Here is a 16,216-nt window from a genome sequence, read left to right on the forward strand (position 1 = left end):
GCGCATCGCTCTCATAGATACGATGCTGACAGAGCATTCATCGAGCAGGAGAGCGCTTCGTGGCTGACAATATCTGGGTAGTAGTACACGGTGATACCGAGTGGGCCGTACGCAAAGAAAGCAGCAAGCAGCCAGCGCAGATCACCAAAACGCAGGAAGAGGCTATCGAGGCTGGCCGTGAAATGGCGAAGCAGTTAGGAGTAGAGCTGCTAATCCAAGGCGAGGACGGGATGATTCGAGACAAGAACAGCTACGGAAATGATCCTTACCCACCAAGTGGCTGATCAATATTTACACGCAGCACTGCCTCGTTCCGCTCCAAAGTAATAACAATCGATAGCAATGCTGCATATAGCTGAGGTCGTCAATTCGCTGCCATAGCTCAAACGGCGCATCACTATGTGCCGCGAAAAACAATGCTTTTCAAGGGTTCATCAAAGGTTGGCCCACGAACGGATTTGATACCCTGCTTCCTCACCTTGAAGGAAGCCGCTTGAATATCACCTACCATCCGACAGCCCTCGCCAACCGGACTGCCCCGAGCATGCATCGATGGGGCATTTTGATGTGTGATCCAGAGGACGATAATTGTCGTCTTTTGAGCGAGAGCTTTAAGACCTACCTAGAAGCAGAAACCAAGGCCAATGAGTTGAATCGGCAGGCTTGGAGGAAGGCTTACTGGCCTTCTGAGTAGCCGGCGACACTCAACATTGGCTACAAAGTGGTTCACCCTCCACCTAGAGCCCAGCGGCCAATGCCCCATACTGACAGCAACAGCCAAGGCAGTAATAGACCGGTTATTCGCTGGGCTATGGTTGGAGCATGGGCAGGCATAGCGAGGTCCTGCTCAAAGGCCGGCGTCACCTCACTAAGCCGGGTGTAGGTACGGGAGGTGGCAAGGAAAATTTTCTTGAAAGTAACATTTTGTGATCTAGAGTAAATATGAGCCTACTGATTCCGCTGAAACCACTATCACCCATGGGATCTGCTGACAGTAGGCTGTAACAAAAAAAGCTTACGTGTTCAGGGCTTTCCACACTTCCCGCTTACGAGCGGGGTTTTTTTGCTTATATGAATGAGCCTAGACACACCTTGCAAGCTCGAGAGATCGTCTACTACGTTGCCTAATGTGGTTCAGGCATTGGCAGCTAAAGTCCTCGTGGCCAAGTGTTGCTCCAAAGCTGGAGAATGCCAATGCTTAAGAGAGGCGAAATGCGTGTAAGAACGGCCCCAGCTGTGAAGCTCGGGCTTTTTTTATGCCTAACGCAAAAGTCCCATCGATGGCAGGGCTTTGAACAGACCGCTTTACTACCTCACGGCAGCCGGCGTATGGCAGGCTTACAGGAAAAGAACAATCAAAACTTGATGGCACGAAGGACTGTCTACTACGTTGCCTAGTGTCGTTGAGGCATTGGTAGCCAGACTCCTCATGGCCAGGCAGTCTCCAGGGACGGAGAAAGTCAATGCTTGCGGCAAGCTCAGCGTGTAGAAGAACGGCCCCAGCTGTGAAGCTCGGGCTTTTTTGTGCCTAACACAAAAGCTCAATCGGATGGCGGGGCTTGGCATATGGATGTCACGTTAGACTCATGAGACCGGCACAGAGCTCAGGCCTCACTCTTCCCCGCTGACATCATGGGCCAGAATCTCGACAATGCTAGCCCGATCGACGTTGAACCGCCGACGCTGCTGTTCGTATGCGGCCAGCAAATCCAGCAAGCCGACATTACTATTGTTGCTCAGACTCGGAGCCGGCAACGGCTTCACCAGGTGCGGCGGCACCGTGCACAGCTGCAGCACTGGCGTCGGCTTCGTCACTGAGTTGGCGCACCCAACCAGTAACGCCATCAGGAAGAGGCTGATCAGCCCAATCACGCGTCTCCGCATCGTTACGCTCCAGGGTGTCGAGTAACTGGCGCTTGTCCGCCATGCTTTGTGCGATCGCTTCCAAGCGAACATCGCGGCGGCTCAACGCTTGGCTGATTGCCTCGGTCTGCGCTTTCTGCCAGGCCAGCGCGTCCTGAGTCACCGCTGCAGCCTCTAGGGCCTGGTCCCGCTCAAGAATCAGCGCTTCGGCTCGGAGATCAGCCAGTCGCCAGGTCAAACCAGCGAAAACGACCGCTATGATCGTCACGAGCCACGGCGCCAGGCGTATCAGCATTGCGCACCCCCTTCAGGCACAGTTCCCGCTCGGCGGCCCGGCGTCTCACCAGGCCACGTAAACGCTCGCCACTGGCATACACCCAGCGAGGCAGCTCGTTGCAGGCCCCCTCGATGTCGCCAGCGTTGACCTTTCGAAGCAGAGTCGAGTTCTTCAGCGCACCGGCACCGACGTTGAACACGAACGACACCAGCGCGGCCCGCGTCTCGACAGCGATCGGTACGGTTACCTGCTCATCTACCGCCTCAAGGGCCGCGCCAAGGTCGGAACGCAACAACGCCGCGCATTCCTGGGGTGACTTCACTTGGCCAGACTGAGCGGTTGCCGTGTGCCCGGTACAGACCGTCCAGATGCCGACCGCGTCGCGGTAGCTCTGCAGCTCGGTTCCTTCGAAGTTGCTCACTACGATCGAAGCGAGAGCCAGTACTCCGCCGCCGGCCGCGGCAGCCAATCGTTTATTCAGGCGCATCTTTATCACCCTGGCGCCGCCGCTGGTCGAAGTGGCGCCAAACGTCGAAAGACAGCCGCAGGAACACAGCGGCCAAGCCACCAACGCTTACCAGGTCAGCCATCAGCACCTGGACCCCACCGAACGTCACTAACGGCACATTGAGGAGAGATACCAGCCCGCTGGGCTCGGGAGTAATAGCGAAGCTGGCTGTCTGCGCTTTCGCTGCGAGACTTGTGGCGGACACGCCAGAACCGCCGCCATAGGCGATCAATCGGCCGGTATCGAGTTTCATAGACAGTCCTGAACTTCTGGCACGGTTACGCCTCGCGGCGGTGCGCGATGAAACGACAATGGGGAAAAGGAAAGGATGGCGTCCAGCCGGGTGAAAGGGAGCGCTGAGGTCGCAACCGGGGACATAACAGAAGCGCCTCGGCTACCGGGTAGGTAGCCGAGGCGCAAAAATGACAAGCTTAGCTGAAAGGTATCACCAACCGGTCGGAATTACAACATATAGTACCAGCACCGAACGCAAGGCACCTTATACTGTACCCCAGCAAGAATTTCTCGAATCAACCTCAAGGCCAAGGTTAAGCGAGACATAGACTAGTCACCTATATCTTCGTCATATTCCTTGTCGATGTGTTTCTGTACAGGAGAGTCTTCATTGCAGCCTGGATCACGAGTAAACGTCTTAGTGACGTCGACAGGCCCCAGACTCTGGATCGTACGGCGGCCTAACAGCACTGGGTAAATCATGTCATCACGATCCTCCAGACTGAACTGCTCCTCGTATATCTCTTCACCTATGCAAATATTCATGAGTACGACGGCGCGTTCTTCCTTGCCACCTGCGCCGCGTACAGTTAGATCGCGGAATAAGGGTTTTTCAAAGCGTCGCTCTACCACTTCGTTGCTGGCTTCATCTTCGACCTCTACTGTGAACCGAACCCACTCCTCGTGATTTTTCTCAAAAGCATCAATATTTTCAGCTTGCAGAGACGAGGTCAGTGCACCAGTATCCAGCTTGGCTTTTACTACAGCCCCCCATGGTACGATGCTTGCCTTCTCAACCCACCCTAAAGATTGAGCATTCTCATCTGCCTGGGCAATAGGACTAACTAGCAATACGCTAACGATGGAAAAAACCAGAGCTTTTTGCATTTCCTTATACATAACGTCCTTATCGCAAATGGCCACAGCCACCTAGTAGGCTATCTCAGCGTTCCGTGTCTCAAGATTGGCTAGTAAAAAAGCGAGCCAAACCACAGTATGCAATAACTCTCATATTGCTCTACCTTATTATAGAGGCGAGGCGGTTCCCTTGCTCGGCTGTGTGTTCCTTCCTCGTTCTGGCACTTCCGCCTCGCCTCTCTCGATAGGCATAGCTGCATGAAACGAGTGGTTAACAGAAAGGCCAGTTTAAGGCTTCATCCTCTCCAGCCTCTCGTGTAGCCTACCTTTTCTATCGCTATCAACAGGGGGAGAAATGGATAGGCTCCTTTTATCCGCACTGACTCTGGGCTGCCTCTCCTTGGCACTCGCTTATCTATCCACGCAGGAGCTGGGCGAACCAGAAGTGATTGCAATCCAAGCAGTAGAGAGAATGCAGAAGCCAGGCACATCGGACATTAGGCGAACCTCCAATGACAAGCCTGACTCACTATTCTCGTCGCCAAGGGAGCGTGCCCCTTCGTACGTCTTACCGAACACCAAAGTATTTGAAATCTGAGTCTGTTCGGATAACCACTCTCGTGGTTATCCGTTTTACCTTCATGCGAGCGCGCACTCGGCTTGTTGCAGCACAAGCCCTTGCAAACGAGCCCTACCTCTTTTTCCTGTGTTTCTCAACGACTCCACCGTTTTGAACGGAGCCTGCTTGCCCGACTGCCTCAAGTCGCGCATCAGTTCACGCTGAGCCCGGGCATCGAAGCGCCCAGGCGCCAGGCCCCAGCTCTGCAGATTGACCGCCGGCCACTCGCCTACACCGTAGCCGGCCATGGCCGACCAGCCTAGCCGCTTCAAGATCACCAGCTGAGAATCGCATACCTCCGTCAGGGTCAGCCCCCGATCACCTGCCAGCACCGCCTTGTGACGCTCGATTCCACTAATGGCCTGGCTGGCATTGCGCTGCTCAGGTATGGCGTACCCAGTCAACAATAGCGCCATCCGCTGCCGTTCGTTCACGTGCCTCAGCAAGGCCTTGGCCATGGAGCGCCAGCGGCACTCGTACCGGTACCGCTCGGCAGCCTCTCCGACATGATCCACGGCACCGGTCATCTCGCCGCGGCCCTCACCCATGTTTCCGATCGTGCTTACGTTGTGGAAGCCCACGTTCTGGTGACGTAGATCCAAGCGCCACTCAATCTCAATCTCAACCAATAAGGACAACGCGGCAGCCAGCGCACGCTCCCGGCGCTCCCCTTCCGGCAACCTGCGAATAATACCCAGCAGCTCACCGATCCCCATGTCCTCAATGTGTCGCATCAGCTCCCCCCCATTCCCCAAGCGTTTCTAACCTGTGTTATGCCGTGTAACTTTTCTAAACATGACTGCGTTTGTGTAGGAAGGCTCAGGCCTCTAGCCTGTTGAGTACGGTAAGCAGCGGCCAAGGATGGGCTGCCAGTTCAGGAAGAGCGCGGTCAGGATGACCGGATCTTGGGAAGGCAGGCGACCAAAGGCAGGATGCCATTGACGCCAAGGATTCCCAGAACGACTTGCCCTTTTTTGCAGCTACACGCTGCATAGCCCGGCCTCCTTTTTCCCCTGGAGGTCGGGCTGTTTTATTTGGCCTTGCGCCACTCCGTACCGTTCTCCATCGCCTGCCGGTCACCCAATATTTCGGTAGCCGGCCAGCTCATATACTCACGAAGCACCTCCTTGGCTTCTTCCAACCCGCGCGCTAGCACCGCGCAGTAGCCTTCCTCTTCTGCCAGCGCCAACCACTCGCGCTGAGAGACAGCCGTAGCCGCATGGTGCGGAGGCGTTGCCTTGAACTCCAGATACAGGCCATGCCAGCCACCGCGCGCCACTTTAACGACCAGGTCGGATACGCCCGCCTTTACGCCCTGCTGCTTGAGATCTGCCGCAGTCTTCTTGTTGCGCTGGCCGCCGTTAGGCACATGGTAGGTATGGGCATAGGCTTGGCCGACTTCGGTACCGCGCTGTTGTTCGGCGAACAACCAACGAATCAGCACCTTTTGTTCCAAGCCTTCGTGATCGACGCGAGGTTGACGTCGAGAAGTTGCCGATGAGGACGATTGAGGCGAGCCTCGCCCAGGGCCAGCTAGCGGAACCGCAGCCAATGACCGCTGCCGCCATGCCTGCCTTGCCTTCGCCATCAGACAGCCTCCCCTTCAAGCGAGCCCTTCCGAGCAGCAAGGGTGCAGAACCACGCTTTGATGCTTTTTACGTGACATTTATCAAGTTCTGAGAGCCCAGACTTTGCAGGCCAATGCATCCCTCTGTAGCGTGTTGCTTCCCTATCCTCGCTGCAGGATTGAGCCTCCCTATGAATATCTATACAGTTTCTTATGAGCTGAACCATCCCCAGGGATACAAAGACTTTTTTGAACGCCTCGAGTCGCATCCACACTGCCGGGTAATGGACTCCTTTTGGCTGATTCAGTCTGAGGCCAAGGCCAGTGAGATCAGCAATGAACTTATGCGCCTGCTGAAACCAACTGACTCCGTCTTTGTAGCAATGCTGACTCATGAGTGGGCCAGTGGTGGCGCTCACTGCGACAATTGGCTCAACGCTACCGAACAGGGCTTGGACTAAGCAGACCAGAAGACCGGACAGCTGAAGGGGTGCTTTGCCATAACATCTCATCCCGCTCTCCTCTGCGCACGCTCCCAGCGCTGATAGTCGGCCACGATCCGGTCAAGCATTGCCCGGGCCCGGTCGTTGTAGTCGATCTCGGCGCGGCTCTTAACACCACACGCCTTCCTCAGGAAATCCGCCACGTCCTGCTCGGTGTGGGTACCATCGGGCAATTGGGTTTCAGACAGGCCATGCCCGTGCCGGCAGCGATGGTCCAGGTAGAGACGGAAGCGTTCATTGGTACCGAGAAGTGCGGCCCGGCGGGATTGTGCTCCACCTTTACCTGCTTCAGACATGGACGCCTCCCGCCTGCTCGATCATGCGTCCGGTGTCTTGCAGCCAGGCCAGCTCCTCGAGGCGCTCAGGTGACGGCGACTTTCCCTTGGTCTGCGCCAGCAGCTGAAGAACCATGACAGCTGCACGTTTGAGCAGCTCGTCTCGAAAATCGGGGGCGACACGCTCGAACCTCCCTAAGTTCTCGACCGGCGGCAGCACTTCCTGTTTCGCGACATCGGCTGAGGCCAATACGTCATCGGGACATGTCACTGGACGAGGCGCACCATCCTTCACCGGGAGTAGCGTGCCATGTTTCTTCTTGGGCTCAGCGGCTTTCGCGGGCCACCATTTGATCGAACCTGACTGAATCCTCTGGGCAGCCTGGGTACCGTCGACAGTAGTAGTCCATGCCCAGCCACCATCAGATGACACCACCAGTCCTAGCTCGCGAAGCTCACCTAGTGTCGCAATCACCTTACGCTGATTTGATTCGGTACCGGCATTGGCTGCGATGCAAACCATCACTGTCGTCACGTCCCGGCGCGTCTCCACGCTTTCGGCATATAGGGCAGACAACACCTTGCCCTGGAAGGCGGTAATAGTTGGTTTTTTCATTCCCCCTCCGGTAACTGTTCAGCTTCGGATCGGCCTGCGGCGGTTAATACATGAATCGGGCTCGCCACCTTGCCCATCACTTGCGAATCTCCCGCCACTTTCACCAGCCCGTCAGCCTTGAGACGGGCCAGCGTTTGGCGCACCTGGTGCAGTGTCATCGCCACCCCGCCAGCACGGAGTTCGGCGGTGATAGTCTCTGGCGTACCTCCGGCGCGACGAAGCATAAGCAGCACGGCGTTTTGTTCATCGATCGGTTTCACGCACTCACTTCCAGCATGGTGCGCTCGGCCTCGAGGAGCCCCTTCTCGGTCAGGCATGCTGTCCCTTGCTGACGATCGAGTGCCCCGCTTTGCAGATGATCCATGAAAGCGCCGTGCCTGACCTCGTTACCAATGGGTACTGCGATGGTCTGCATGGTTACACCCTCCCCGCTGCTGCTTTCAGTGCCGCCAGACCCTGGCTGGCATTCATTCGATGAGGCAAACCGGCTTCGGCCACACGTTGAGCAGCTTGCTCGGCGCTAACACGGGCCGTTAGCTCGGCACGGCTGAGCTGGCTGTCGTGACCGATCGCGGCTTGGGGGCGCATCGTCTCACCCCGAGCAACACGCTCCACCACGCAGTCGCGATTGCTGCTCGCGTAGTAGTGCTTGAACACCCGACGATGCTCGGCCAGCTGGTTGTAGGTAGCACTGCGCATGTTATGCAGATCGACATGCCCGGCAGCTGCGGCGACGCCTTCATGAATGAATAGAGCGCCAGCAAAGGCGTGTTCTTGGACATTGCGCCATGCTGCCTCGAGGCTCGGTAGCCCCAAGGGCTCAGGGCGCAGGCGGCACAGCTTGGCGAACAGCATCGCGCTCTCAGGCGGCCAAGCAGTGTCGCCCTTGGCCACGGCCAGTTCGGCGCGCTCATTGCAGGCGTCCAGGCCACACCGCACATGGGATTCGCTCAGGTGCTGCAGGGCGCCGTGCCATTCACCGGTGGCATCGAAGCATGCCCACTGCCCGTCGATCTGCTGCCCCCAGCCACTATCCATGCAGCGGCGACGCCAGTGGGTGCCGTACAGCTGGCCCAGCGCCACGAACACCTGATCAACCGTGCCCTGGGTAACCGGCTTCGCATTCGCCGTCGTAGACATGCCCTGCTGACGTTCCGCCTGGCTGGCCGCTGCCTTGCTGTTGAGCGAGGCGACGAGCTTCTGTGGGTGACAGGTTGGAGTACCGCTGGCGTTGGCCGGCATTTGAGTGGCGGCTTGCATGGTTGGCACCTCCGGCGTTAGGGGCAGGCTTCTGGGCTTCGTGGCGAAGGTCGTTGCGGATCCAGTCCACGAGTTTGGCAGTCCACGCCATGGCGCCGTAGCGTCGGCCCTGGTCGGCATGGTGTGCGGTGAACTTGGCCAGCTGGTGTGGAGCAAGGACAGTGTCGGCAGGCAGTCCGGCACGCTGGCAGGCAACGGCGAAGTACTCGGGATCTGGTTGCCAGTCCAAGGTCATCGCGAACTGGTGGGCACCGGCGGCCAATGGTTGGCCGTCGTCGTCCTGCTGAGCTGCCCGGTCGAAGATCGACGCACCCGCGTTGAGAGAGAGATTCTCTGTTGTAGTCTCTGTAGAGAAATCGCCGTTTGGGACAATCTGGACACTCCCTTTGGGCGTCTCTTGATTCTCCGCTTGGGCGTTTCTTGTTTCTCCCTTTGGGCGAGTCTGGTCTAGCTCGGGGCCTGCAGGCTGGGCATCACCATTTTCGGGCGACAGCACAGCGATCAATTGTAGCGCCAGCTCTTCCAGGTTGACGCGGTACCACGTCTTGGCTGGCATGCCCCGACGCTGTTCCTCGAGCACGCCCAGACCGACCAGCTGCTTACGAGCGTTGAGCTGTTGCTTGGCGGTCATGCCGGTCTCGGCCTGCCAGCTGTCCTCGGGGCCGGTCTGATCCTTGTAGAACCAACCACCACGGCGCTGAGCCGTCGGCGTGTTGGTCAGGAACAGCGCCTGGCTGAGGAAGATGGCTGCCGTCACGGTTACGCCTGGCAGCCGTGCGAAGACGGGCTGATAGGCTACCGGCCTGCCAAGCAGCGCTGGTAGCATTTGCGCGGTGATCACGTCGCACCTCCGAATAACACGGCCCACACCCCGACAATGCCGAGCGCGGGCAAGGCAACATGAATGGCCAAACTCATGCCAGCACCGCTTCGGACAGCCCGAGCCGCTCACGGCGGCATTCAGCGGCGCGCTTCAAGTAGTCCGCCCGGGTCTTGAGCATGCGTTTTGCCGAGGTTTCGTCGGTCGGCTCGGTTTGATCAAGGCGAGCCACGAAGGCATGGCAATAACGCTCCTCTAGAAGCAATGCTCGGGCCTCGTCGCCTCGGTTCTCGGCGGCTTCGATGTCCAGCGCCAGACGCGTTTCAATCGCAAACAACTTAGTCTTGGTATTTTCGTGGTAGTTTGGAATGTCGTGTGGTGTGCTCATGTGCTCCCCCTAGTTGCGTACCTGTATAAATACTCACCTCTTTCAAGTGACGTTCTGTTCCGACTCATTTCGTTTAGGATGTGAATCGTGTTGAGAGACGTACTTTTCTGGACACGCTTGCCTATGTATGGCCGCAAGACGGGTACCCGATTCGTATCGGGTATCAGCCCCCTTATGAACGCGTGCGATCGTGGCTTGGGAGACCCTGATTCGCTTGGCTATCTGCTGTTGCGTCAGGCCAAATGCGATGAGATCACCGACCATTTCACGAGCGGTGTAATGCTTCATGCGTATCCTTTTAATACACAAACGTATTAGTGCGAAGCATACACAAACGTATTGGCGCCGGCAAGAAGATGTCGTTAACAATACGCTTTCGAATAAAATGCATGCGTCAGCACTTGGACTTAAGGACACATGAATAGGGAAAAAGATGAATCGTCCGTCGGCGATCGCCTACGAAAGCTGATGCAAGACAAAGGCTTGGGGGAGAATGAGCTGGCACGTCAGTCTGGCGTAACGCAACCCACTATTCATCGTATCCTGACAGGTGAGAGCAAGTCACCCAGACATACGAACTTGGATAAACTTGCAAAGGCACTTGGAACCTCCAGTAGTTTTCTCTCCTATGGTTCGTCTGGAGAAAATGAGCCCATGCAGACCAAGGCCGATTACAACGTCAGTTCCGTAGCTCATCTCCAGTCACGTCAGCAGTACGTCTATCCCATTATTAACTGGGTTCAGGCCGGACAGTGGACGGAAGCGGTCAATCCCTACGAGCCGGGCTGCGAGCAGGAAGTCGTGGCGACCGACTACCAGGCCAAGGGCTATGCCTTCTGGTTGGAGGTCCGCGGCGACTCGATGACTTCGCCGGCCGGCTTGAGTGTGCCCGAAGGAATGATGATCCTAGTCGATCCCGAGGAAGAAGCCCTCAACGGTAGCCTAGTCGTGGCACAGTTGGAGGGAAGCGATGAAGCCACGTTCAAGCGCCTAGTAATCGATGGCGGCCAGAAGTTTCTCAAGCCGCTCAACCCAGGCTACCCACTAATCCCCATCAACGGTAACTGCCGTCTGATCGGCGTGGCGGTCGAGATGAAGATGAGCCTACGCCCCAGGACGCACTGAACCTAGGCCGCCATTCTCTAGCCGCAATGCAGTTCCCCATGGAATCCCACTAGGCAAGCCCAACAACTTCTTCTCAACCCGCCCCTGAGGCGGTTTTTTTACACCCTTGCTTATGCGAAATGGTATTGACAAACTAATACGTATACGTATTATTTAATCAAGTTCGTTAGCAAAGCGCAGGGGTACAACATGGAGCAGACAATACAACAGACGATCGACTTCGCAGGGTGGCGTTGCATAATTGGCACGCAGCGGAAAGGCCTACCGACTGCCAAGCAGGCACAAGTGATCGCCGGGCTGGCGGCAGGCATGACGCAAAAGGAAATCGCCAAAGCGCGCGGCGTTTCCACGACCACCATCAAGAGCACAGCCGAAAGCCTCTACTTCTGGCTTGACGCTAATCGCGCCGCCGATGCCGTTGCCAAAGCCATATGCCGAGGCTGGATTGCTCCTCTCCTGCTTGTCCTGATCATCAGCACCTTCTTCCAGAGTACCCAGCCCCAGCCGGTACAGCGTACCCGTATGCCGGTTCGCATCGTTCGCCAGGTGCGCACCGAGTCCGGGGTAATGGCATGACCCAGCACCGCTACGTCACCAGCGCGCAGAAAGCGCTGGTCATGAAAATCCAAGAACTTGCTATCGATGTCAGCGAGACCAGTCGTTACGACGCTTGGGTCGACTACTACGGCCATTGCCAGCAGCTCGACGTGCGCGCCTACCCCGCGGGCGGAGAAAAATCGCTATGGCGCACAACGATTTACTTGCCCAAGGCTGGCCGCCCCGAACCGGACGCTACTGATGAGTTGGCCGCTGCACTGCGTCGCCTCAAGGACCTGCTGGAAGGAGCTTAGGCATGAAGCAACTAATCGTCATCGAGACCCCACGCGGCAAGAAGCGGCTGCGCTACCAGACCGGCCTGCGTGCCGTTCGACAGATCGCTGAGCGCTACGACTGGCAACTAGTCGTCAACCGTGGGCAAGTCCGCATGGAGGAGAGCCAGCATGGTTAAGCAGCTGATCGAAGTAGGCCGGGGCTGTATCTACTTCTACGACGGAGAAGGTGACACCGAAACCGTTTACCCGAAGGGCAAGACAGCCGACTACCTTGCCGATCGTGCCAAGCGCCGAGCGGAGCGCCACGAGGACCGCCGCTGGCGTTACGAGCGCCACGGACTGATACCCGGCATTGAAGTCCACACCGTGTGACCTCGCAGCCACCAGCGCATGGCGGCCTGTATCCGAGAGCGCCTACCGGGCGCTGCCTGATGCAGTAGCTCTTTAACAATTCGGACCCCCGCGGCGCCAGCAGCGCGTTATCTGCTGGCCATCGGTAAGCCCTCTGGCATGAGCCGACACTCATGTTTCTGTCGGGACCACTGGAGCTTCACTGCTATGAAGGTGGAGAGGGCTTTCGGATGCCTCGTAGTTAGCTATTGAGTGAGCAAGGTGCTGGGCCCGTCCAGCGGGGTGTGAGTCCTGAACCAAGTCTGACACACTAACTGTACGTCAATTCAGTAGTGATATTGTGGCCAAGACTTCACTCCTGCTACCGATATGGAGCCTAGATTATATGCCTGCAAACTCTTCCTCTCCCGGCACCTTTATGGTCCGCAAGCTGAGCAGCATCTTTTCCCTCTCCGACGAGGAGAAGCAGGCGCTCCATGACCTACCCATGCAGGTCGTGCCCCTCGAGAGAGATCAAGACATCGTGCGTGCCGGCGATCAACCATCTCAGTGCTGCCTGGTGCTGGAGGGCTTCACTTATGTCTACAAGCTGACCCTCGAGGGCCAGCGCCAGATCCTGGCGCTGCATGTGCCCGGAGACATCCCCGACCTGCAAAGCCTGCACCTGAAGGTCGTGGACATCAGCCTCGCCCCGATCTTCCCCTGCACGGTCGGGTTCATCCAGCATGAGGACCTGCGCCGCCTGTACGAGCGCTATCCTCGCCTTACTGCCGTCTTATGGCGTGAGACGCTGGTACACGCCTCGATCCACCGGGAGTGGCTGCTCAACAACGGTCAACGGGCGGCCTATGCCCGGCTGGCCCATCTTCTCTGCGAACTCCTGATGCGCCTGTCTGCAGTGGGGCTGGTTGAGAATGACACCTTTCATCTGCCGGTCACCCAGAGTGAGCTGGCGGACGCGACCGGCATCAGCTCAGTTCACATGAACCGGGTACTCCAGGCCCTGCGTGCCGATGGCCTGATTGAGACCCAGGGAAAGCAAGTGCATGTCCTTGATTTGGAAAAGCTGAAGCAGGCCGGCGGGTTCGATCCGCTCTACCTTCAACTGGAGGATGGAGTGGCCACATGAGCCCTTTCATGCCGTGGCTATCTGAGCCCCGGCATGCAGCTCATCAATAATGCCCTCGCTCGGGGCTGAGAAAACCGGGCCATCGGAAATGGCTGAATGCGCGCAACAGTCAGGCATGGGAGCCGGATGAAGCTAGACACTGCCGGCTAGCCATTTCCGACGCTCGCCCGAGCATCTCTCGCATAGTCGATTGCCCTGGCTCCCCTTGCCGGGGCCTTTTTCGAGATCAGCGGAGTGTCGCCGCCTCGGCGCCAGCCCGCTGCTTTCATCGCGATGCAGCACCCTTCAGTTCCCTGCGTACCTCCCCCGGCCATGCCGGGGCTTTTTAAATAACCTTTGTACGTTAGTGCCTGAATAGCGAGCGCGGCCTCGGCGTCCTAGCAAGCCGTGGCCTGGCCAAATCGGCCCTAATTATGGACAGTTTCTCTTCTGAGTCCGTTTCCATGAACTGCGCAAGCACACGTGCCGCTTCAGCACGGACAAAGCTCTTTATGTAGTCGTCATAGGTAGTGATCGGAGAATCACAGTACCGGCAGGAGAGAACATCGTCTGGGGCTGGGTTCCCCTTCCAGAAATTATCGCCGGAACACTGAGGGCAAATGACCCTCCTGGAACGATTGAACATTAGGCCTCCTGCCTTTCGTCATTGTTATAGACCCGTAACTTACCACCTGGTTTATGGCGCAGGAATTAAACCTAAGTCCGCTTTGCATTCTGCAAATTCTTCTTACCGATTTTCCTTACCAAGCATTACTGACTCCTAATTCATCGCAGCGGTGAGCCATGCCAAGGCTGACCGGTGCGCTGGTCGCACCTCAGCTAGTTAGCTCTTCCCGTTCCTTGCCCGGCTCCGGTCGGGCCTCTTTCCCGGAGACCCTCTATGTGGTTCAAGAACCTACACCTCTACCGCGTCCGTGACGCCCCTCCCAGCGACTCGACGCCCCTGTCCAGTGACTCGAAACCGGCTTCGTCCCCCTAGCCGGCGCACTGAGTGGCGTCATCGAGCGTCTGGTCGAGGGCCTGGGCGGCGAGACTACGCCGGCAGCGCCAACGCATGCATTTGTCGTTCGTGATGATGGTAACAACGCCCCGCTCTGCCTGATTGCCACGCTCTGATCTGTTGTCGAGGTGATTGCCTGACTCATGGCCAAATCAAAATCGCCTACTTGGATGCCGCCACCGTATGGACCATGCCCCCAGTGCGATGGATCTGGCGAATATCGAGGCATGTTCCACTCGGGGCCATGTTCCCACTGCCACGGCACCGGCTACGCCACCAAGGATGGCGAGGCACTGCCGCTTGAGGACCTAATCGCGATGATCAGTGCCCGGCGCAACGAATGGCGCCAGCGCTACTACCAGCTACTGCATACCCCTGGGGTCCGAGAAGCGGCCGAAGCTCACGCCGAGCGTCAGCGCGCGAAAGCGCATGACCAGGCCATGGGCTACGGCATGGGAAAGTATTCTGGAGATTAAAGAAAGATGGCCACAGGTAAATTGATGGACCCCGATCAATGGCGCCGCGCCCGCTTTGCCGGTACGCCACCAGGTATGACAACAGTGCGGCGGTGGTGCCGCGACGGGGTGATCCCTGCCAAGAAGATCGGGGGGAGCTGGTATATCGATCTTGATGCTGAGCGCATGCAGACCGGCAACGAACTGGCCGATGATGTGCTCAAGAGCATGAGGGTATCCTGATGGCAGCACGCCCGCGGACTCGCCGTAAGCGGAGCCTAGAGCCCAACCTGTACGAAAGCCGGGGATTCTATACGTACAGGAACCCAGCGACTGGCACTTGGCATGGCATGGGGTCGGACAAGGCTAAAGCGCAGGCGGCAGCACGCGTGCTGAATGCTCGCTTAGCTCACGATACCGACCTGGTCGCCCGGGTCATGGGGACTGAAGGCGTCACGCTGAAGCATGCCGCAAAGGTTTTTCTAGAGGAGCGAGTCGACGCCCATCCCAAGCTGAGCGCCAGCTCAAAGCAAAACAAGCACTATCGCACTCGCAGAATAGTGAAGGATCGAGGCGACACTCGCCTCGACCAGATCGACACCAGGTGGTGCGCCGAATACCTAGACGAGAATTACAAGGGCGATCCCTACATCCAGTATCGTTCAGTGCTGTCGCAGATATTCACCTTTGCCCAGACGAAAGGCTGGATGAACAACAACCCCGTCGCCCCGACACGTAAAAGCGATGAAGCCTACACCAAGCAGCGTGTACGCCTCACTGTCGAGCAGTACCAGGCCATTCACGCCATGGCGCCGGACTGGTTCAAGATTGCCATGGAATTGGCCCTGACTTGCCTGTTCGGTCGCGCCGAAGTGGTCGCGGCTCGTTACGATCATATCTATGAAGGTGCACTGCACTATGTGCGCCAGAAAACGCGCGAACGATCCAAGACAGCCTTCGTAGCAATTACCATGACGCCCGCCCTAGAAGACCTGATTCAGCGCAGCCGACGATTGCCACCAGTGTCGCCTTTCATCGTGCACCGCTCACCGAAACGCATCTCGGCCGAGGCCAAAAAGAGAGAGCATTGGAGCAGCATAACGCCTGATATGATCTCGCGAGAGTTCGCCAAGTTACGCGCAAAGGTAGCCAGTATTACCGCCCTGCCCGCTGTAGCTCAGCCGACCTTTCATGAGATCAGGTCGCTGGGCTCTCGATTGCTTGAACTCAAGGGTGTGCCGGTCAGTGACATCCAGGTATTGATGGGACATGCCGATGAAGAGATGACCCAGCACTATCTCGATGGGCATGGCACTCGCTGGCAGCAAGCCAAGGGTAACGTGTACAACATGGGCGCCCTGTTAGCTGTCCCAAAACCCAGCTAGAACTCATTGATTTATATAGAGCGAAATGGCCGTTTCTGTCTCGCCTCAAAACGGCTAGTTTCCTAACCGCATCAAAGGCTTAGACTACTAACGTCGTCAAAATGGGGTTGCAGAGGTCGCAGGTTCGAATCCTGTCGCTCCGACCAGAAT

The 16,216-nt window shown here is 57.4% G+C and carries 24 protein-coding genes and 1 pseudogene; 12 read left to right on the forward strand and 13 right to left on the reverse strand.

What is annotated here, in order from left to right; translation table 11 throughout:
- Positions 1-59 precede the first annotated feature (59 nt).
- On the forward strand, positions 60-284 hold the full coding sequence (locus F568_RS0120205; RefSeq protein WP_019020584.1) for a DUF2188 domain-containing protein: 225 nt from the start codon (positions 60-62) through the stop codon (positions 282-284).
- A gap of 1,442 nt (positions 285-1,726) precedes the next feature.
- Here F568_RS0120205 and F568_RS0120225 read toward each other — a convergent pair.
- The 6 genes from F568_RS0120225 to F568_RS0120250 form a co-directional block, all read right to left on the reverse strand.
- Entirely contained in the window at positions 1,727-2,131 is a 405-nt protein-coding gene (locus F568_RS0120225) for a hypothetical protein (protein WP_169338689.1), read from the reverse strand.
- Complete coding sequence (locus tag F568_RS0120230; protein WP_019020589.1) at positions 2,082-2,627, reverse strand: lysozyme; 546 nt, start codon at positions 2,625-2,627, stop codon at positions 2,082-2,084. Before F568_RS0120230 ends, F568_RS0120225 begins: the two co-directional genes overlap by 50 nt.
- Positions 2,614-2,901 (reverse strand): hypothetical protein, encoded by a 288-nt coding sequence (locus tag F568_RS0120235; RefSeq protein ID WP_019020590.1) that lies wholly within the window; start codon positions 2,899-2,901, stop codon positions 2,614-2,616. Before F568_RS0120235 ends, F568_RS0120230 begins: the two co-directional genes overlap by 14 nt.
- A gap of 311 nt (positions 2,902-3,212) precedes the next feature.
- On the reverse strand, positions 3,213-3,782 hold the full coding sequence (gene rloA3, locus F568_RS0120240; RefSeq protein ID WP_019020591.1) for a retropepsin-like aspartic peptidase RloA3: 570 nt from the start codon (positions 3,780-3,782) through the stop codon (positions 3,213-3,215).
- A 597-nt stretch (positions 3,783-4,379) separates the two neighbouring features.
- Positions 4,380-5,093, reverse strand: a complete 714-nt coding sequence (locus F568_RS0120245) for a hypothetical protein (RefSeq protein ID WP_019020592.1) — start codon at positions 5,091-5,093, stop codon at positions 4,380-4,382.
- 296 nt (positions 5,094-5,389) lie between these two features.
- Complete coding sequence (locus F568_RS0120250) at positions 5,390-5,803, reverse strand: VRR-NUC domain-containing protein (protein ID WP_019020593.1); 414 nt, start codon at positions 5,801-5,803, stop codon at positions 5,390-5,392.
- A 314-nt stretch (positions 5,804-6,117) separates the two neighbouring features.
- Between F568_RS0120250 and F568_RS24065 the strand changes: the two genes are divergently transcribed.
- Positions 6,118-6,387, forward strand: a complete 270-nt coding sequence (locus F568_RS24065) for a hypothetical protein (RefSeq protein ID WP_019020595.1) — start codon at positions 6,118-6,120, stop codon at positions 6,385-6,387.
- 47 nt (positions 6,388-6,434) lie between these two features.
- Here the strand turns inward: F568_RS24065 and F568_RS0120260 are convergent, their stop codons facing one another.
- The 7 genes from F568_RS0120260 to F568_RS0120290 all read right to left on the reverse strand — a co-directional run bounded on the left by F568_RS0120260 (position 6,435) and on the right by F568_RS0120290 (position 9,788).
- On the reverse strand, positions 6,435-6,725 hold the full coding sequence (locus tag F568_RS0120260) for a hypothetical protein (protein ID WP_019020596.1): 291 nt from the start codon (positions 6,723-6,725) through the stop codon (positions 6,435-6,437).
- Entirely contained in the window at positions 6,718-7,320 is a 603-nt protein-coding gene (locus F568_RS0120265) for a hypothetical protein (RefSeq protein WP_019020597.1), read from the reverse strand. Before F568_RS0120265 ends, F568_RS0120260 begins: the two co-directional genes overlap by 8 nt.
- Positions 7,317-7,580 (reverse strand): hypothetical protein, encoded by a 264-nt coding sequence (locus F568_RS0120270; protein WP_019020598.1) that lies wholly within the window; start codon positions 7,578-7,580, stop codon positions 7,317-7,319. Before F568_RS0120270 ends, F568_RS0120265 begins: the two co-directional genes overlap by 4 nt.
- A complete protein-coding gene (locus F568_RS25075) occupies positions 7,577-7,735 on the reverse strand; it encodes a hypothetical protein (RefSeq protein WP_019020599.1) in 159 nt (52 codons plus the stop codon). Before F568_RS25075 ends, F568_RS0120270 begins: the two co-directional genes overlap by 4 nt.
- 2 nt (positions 7,736-7,737) lie before the next feature.
- On the reverse strand, positions 7,738-8,460 hold the full coding sequence (locus F568_RS0120280; protein ID WP_019020600.1) for a hypothetical protein: 723 nt from the start codon (positions 8,458-8,460) through the stop codon (positions 7,738-7,740).
- Positions 8,414-9,421 (reverse strand): DnaT-like ssDNA-binding domain-containing protein, encoded by a 1,008-nt coding sequence (locus F568_RS24070; protein ID WP_019020601.1) that lies wholly within the window; start codon positions 9,419-9,421, stop codon positions 8,414-8,416. Before F568_RS24070 ends, F568_RS0120280 begins: the two co-directional genes overlap by 47 nt.
- Positions 9,422-9,494: 73 nt before the next feature.
- Entirely contained in the window at positions 9,495-9,788 is a 294-nt protein-coding gene (locus F568_RS0120290) for a hypothetical protein (protein WP_019020602.1), read from the reverse strand.
- Positions 9,789-10,205: 417 nt separating this feature from the next.
- On the opposite strand from F568_RS0120290, the pseudogene F568_RS26510 reads away from it, so the two are divergent.
- From F568_RS26510 to F568_RS0120345, 10 genes and pseudogenes are all read left to right on the forward strand, one after another.
- Positions 10,206-10,397, forward strand: a pseudogene (locus tag F568_RS26510) (helix-turn-helix domain-containing protein); the annotation flags it as partial.
- 45 nt (positions 10,398-10,442) lie between these two features.
- Positions 10,443-10,913, forward strand: coding sequence for a LexA family protein (locus F568_RS0120300; protein WP_019020604.1), 471 nt, complete (start codon positions 10,443-10,445; stop codon positions 10,911-10,913).
- Between the two features lie 189 nt (positions 10,914-11,102).
- Entirely contained in the window at positions 11,103-11,489 is a 387-nt protein-coding gene (locus F568_RS0120305; protein WP_019020605.1) for a LuxR C-terminal-related transcriptional regulator, read from the forward strand.
- Positions 11,486-11,764, forward strand: a complete 279-nt coding sequence (locus F568_RS0120310; RefSeq protein WP_019020606.1) for a hypothetical protein — start codon at positions 11,486-11,488, stop codon at positions 11,762-11,764. Before F568_RS0120305 ends, F568_RS0120310 begins: the two co-directional genes overlap by 4 nt.
- 2 nt (positions 11,765-11,766) lie before the next feature.
- Positions 11,767-11,922, forward strand: coding sequence for a hypothetical protein (locus F568_RS25080; protein WP_019020607.1), 156 nt, complete (start codon positions 11,767-11,769; stop codon positions 11,920-11,922).
- Positions 11,915-12,118, forward strand: a complete 204-nt coding sequence (locus F568_RS0120320) for a hypothetical protein (protein WP_019020608.1) — start codon at positions 11,915-11,917, stop codon at positions 12,116-12,118. The genes F568_RS25080 and F568_RS0120320 overlap by 8 nt, the downstream gene beginning before the upstream one ends.
- Before the next feature lie 364 nt (positions 12,119-12,482).
- A complete protein-coding gene (locus F568_RS0120325; RefSeq protein WP_019020609.1) occupies positions 12,483-13,226 on the forward strand; it encodes a Crp/Fnr family transcriptional regulator in 744 nt (247 codons plus the stop codon).
- A gap of 1,227 nt (positions 13,227-14,453) precedes the next feature.
- Positions 14,454-14,702, forward strand: coding sequence for a hypothetical protein (locus F568_RS23440; protein WP_019020611.1), 249 nt, complete (start codon positions 14,454-14,456; stop codon positions 14,700-14,702).
- 6 nt (positions 14,703-14,708) lie between these two features.
- Complete coding sequence (locus tag F568_RS0120340; RefSeq protein ID WP_019020612.1) at positions 14,709-14,924, forward strand: helix-turn-helix domain-containing protein; 216 nt, start codon at positions 14,709-14,711, stop codon at positions 14,922-14,924.
- A complete protein-coding gene (locus F568_RS0120345) occupies positions 14,924-16,066 on the forward strand; it encodes a tyrosine-type recombinase/integrase (protein WP_026300683.1) in 1,143 nt (380 codons plus the stop codon). The genes F568_RS0120340 and F568_RS0120345 overlap by 1 nt, the downstream gene beginning before the upstream one ends.
- Positions 16,067-16,216: the final 150 nt, after the last annotated feature.

It is taken from the genome of Modicisalibacter luteus DSM 23508, assembly GCF_000378505.1.
Lineage (GTDB): Bacteria > Pseudomonadota > Gammaproteobacteria > Pseudomonadales > Halomonadaceae > Modicisalibacter > Modicisalibacter luteus.

Bases quoted from the DNA above. Each gene is read 5' to 3' on its own strand.
- F568_RS0120230 (WP_019020589.1), bottom strand. From the start codon at position 2,627: ATGCGCCTGAATAAACGATTGGCTGCCGCGGCCGGCGGCGGAGTACTG.
- F568_RS0120300 (WP_019020604.1), top strand. From the start codon at position 10,443: ATGCAGACCAAGGCCGATTACAACGTCAGTTCCGTAGCTCATCTCCAG.
- F568_RS0120340 (WP_019020612.1), top strand. From the start codon at position 14,709: ATGGCCACAGGTAAATTGATGGACCCCGATCAATGGCGCCGCGCCCGC.
- rloA3 (WP_019020591.1), bottom strand. From the start codon at position 3,782: ATGTATAAGGAAATGCAAAAAGCTCTGGTTTTTTCCATCGTTAGCGTA.
- F568_RS0120280 (WP_019020600.1), bottom strand. From the start codon at position 8,460: ATGTCTACGACGGCGAATGCGAAGCCGGTTACCCAGGGCACGGTTGAT.
- F568_RS0120235 (WP_019020590.1), bottom strand. From the start codon at position 2,901: ATGAAACTCGATACCGGCCGATTGATCGCCTATGGCGGCGGTTCTGGC.
- F568_RS0120345 (WP_026300683.1), top strand. From the start codon at position 14,924: ATGGCAGCACGCCCGCGGACTCGCCGTAAGCGGAGCCTAGAGCCCAAC.
- F568_RS0120265 (WP_019020597.1), bottom strand. From the start codon at position 7,320: ATGAAAAAACCAACTATTACCGCCTTCCAGGGCAAGGTGTTGTCTGCC.
- F568_RS25080 (WP_019020607.1), top strand. From the start codon at position 11,767: ATGAAGCAACTAATCGTCATCGAGACCCCACGCGGCAAGAAGCGGCTG.
- F568_RS0120245 (WP_019020592.1), bottom strand. From the start codon at position 5,093: ATGCGACACATTGAGGACATGGGGATCGGTGAGCTGCTGGGTATTATT.
- F568_RS0120320 (WP_019020608.1), top strand. From the start codon at position 11,915: ATGGTTAAGCAGCTGATCGAAGTAGGCCGGGGCTGTATCTACTTCTAC.
- F568_RS24065 (WP_019020595.1), top strand. From the start codon at position 6,118: ATGAATATCTATACAGTTTCTTATGAGCTGAACCATCCCCAGGGATAC.
- F568_RS25075 (WP_019020599.1), bottom strand. From the start codon at position 7,735: ATGCAGACCATCGCAGTACCCATTGGTAACGAGGTCAGGCACGGCGCT.
- F568_RS0120325 (WP_019020609.1), top strand. From the start codon at position 12,483: ATGCCTGCAAACTCTTCCTCTCCCGGCACCTTTATGGTCCGCAAGCTG.
- F568_RS0120305 (WP_019020605.1), top strand. From the start codon at position 11,103: ATGGAGCAGACAATACAACAGACGATCGACTTCGCAGGGTGGCGTTGC.
- F568_RS0120310 (WP_019020606.1), top strand. From the start codon at position 11,486: ATGACCCAGCACCGCTACGTCACCAGCGCGCAGAAAGCGCTGGTCATG.
- F568_RS0120290 (WP_019020602.1), bottom strand. From the start codon at position 9,788: ATGAGCACACCACACGACATTCCAAACTACCACGAAAATACCAAGACT.
- F568_RS23440 (WP_019020611.1), top strand. From the start codon at position 14,454: ATGTTCCACTCGGGGCCATGTTCCCACTGCCACGGCACCGGCTACGCC.
- F568_RS0120260 (WP_019020596.1), bottom strand. From the start codon at position 6,725: ATGTCTGAAGCAGGTAAAGGTGGAGCACAATCCCGCCGGGCCGCACTT.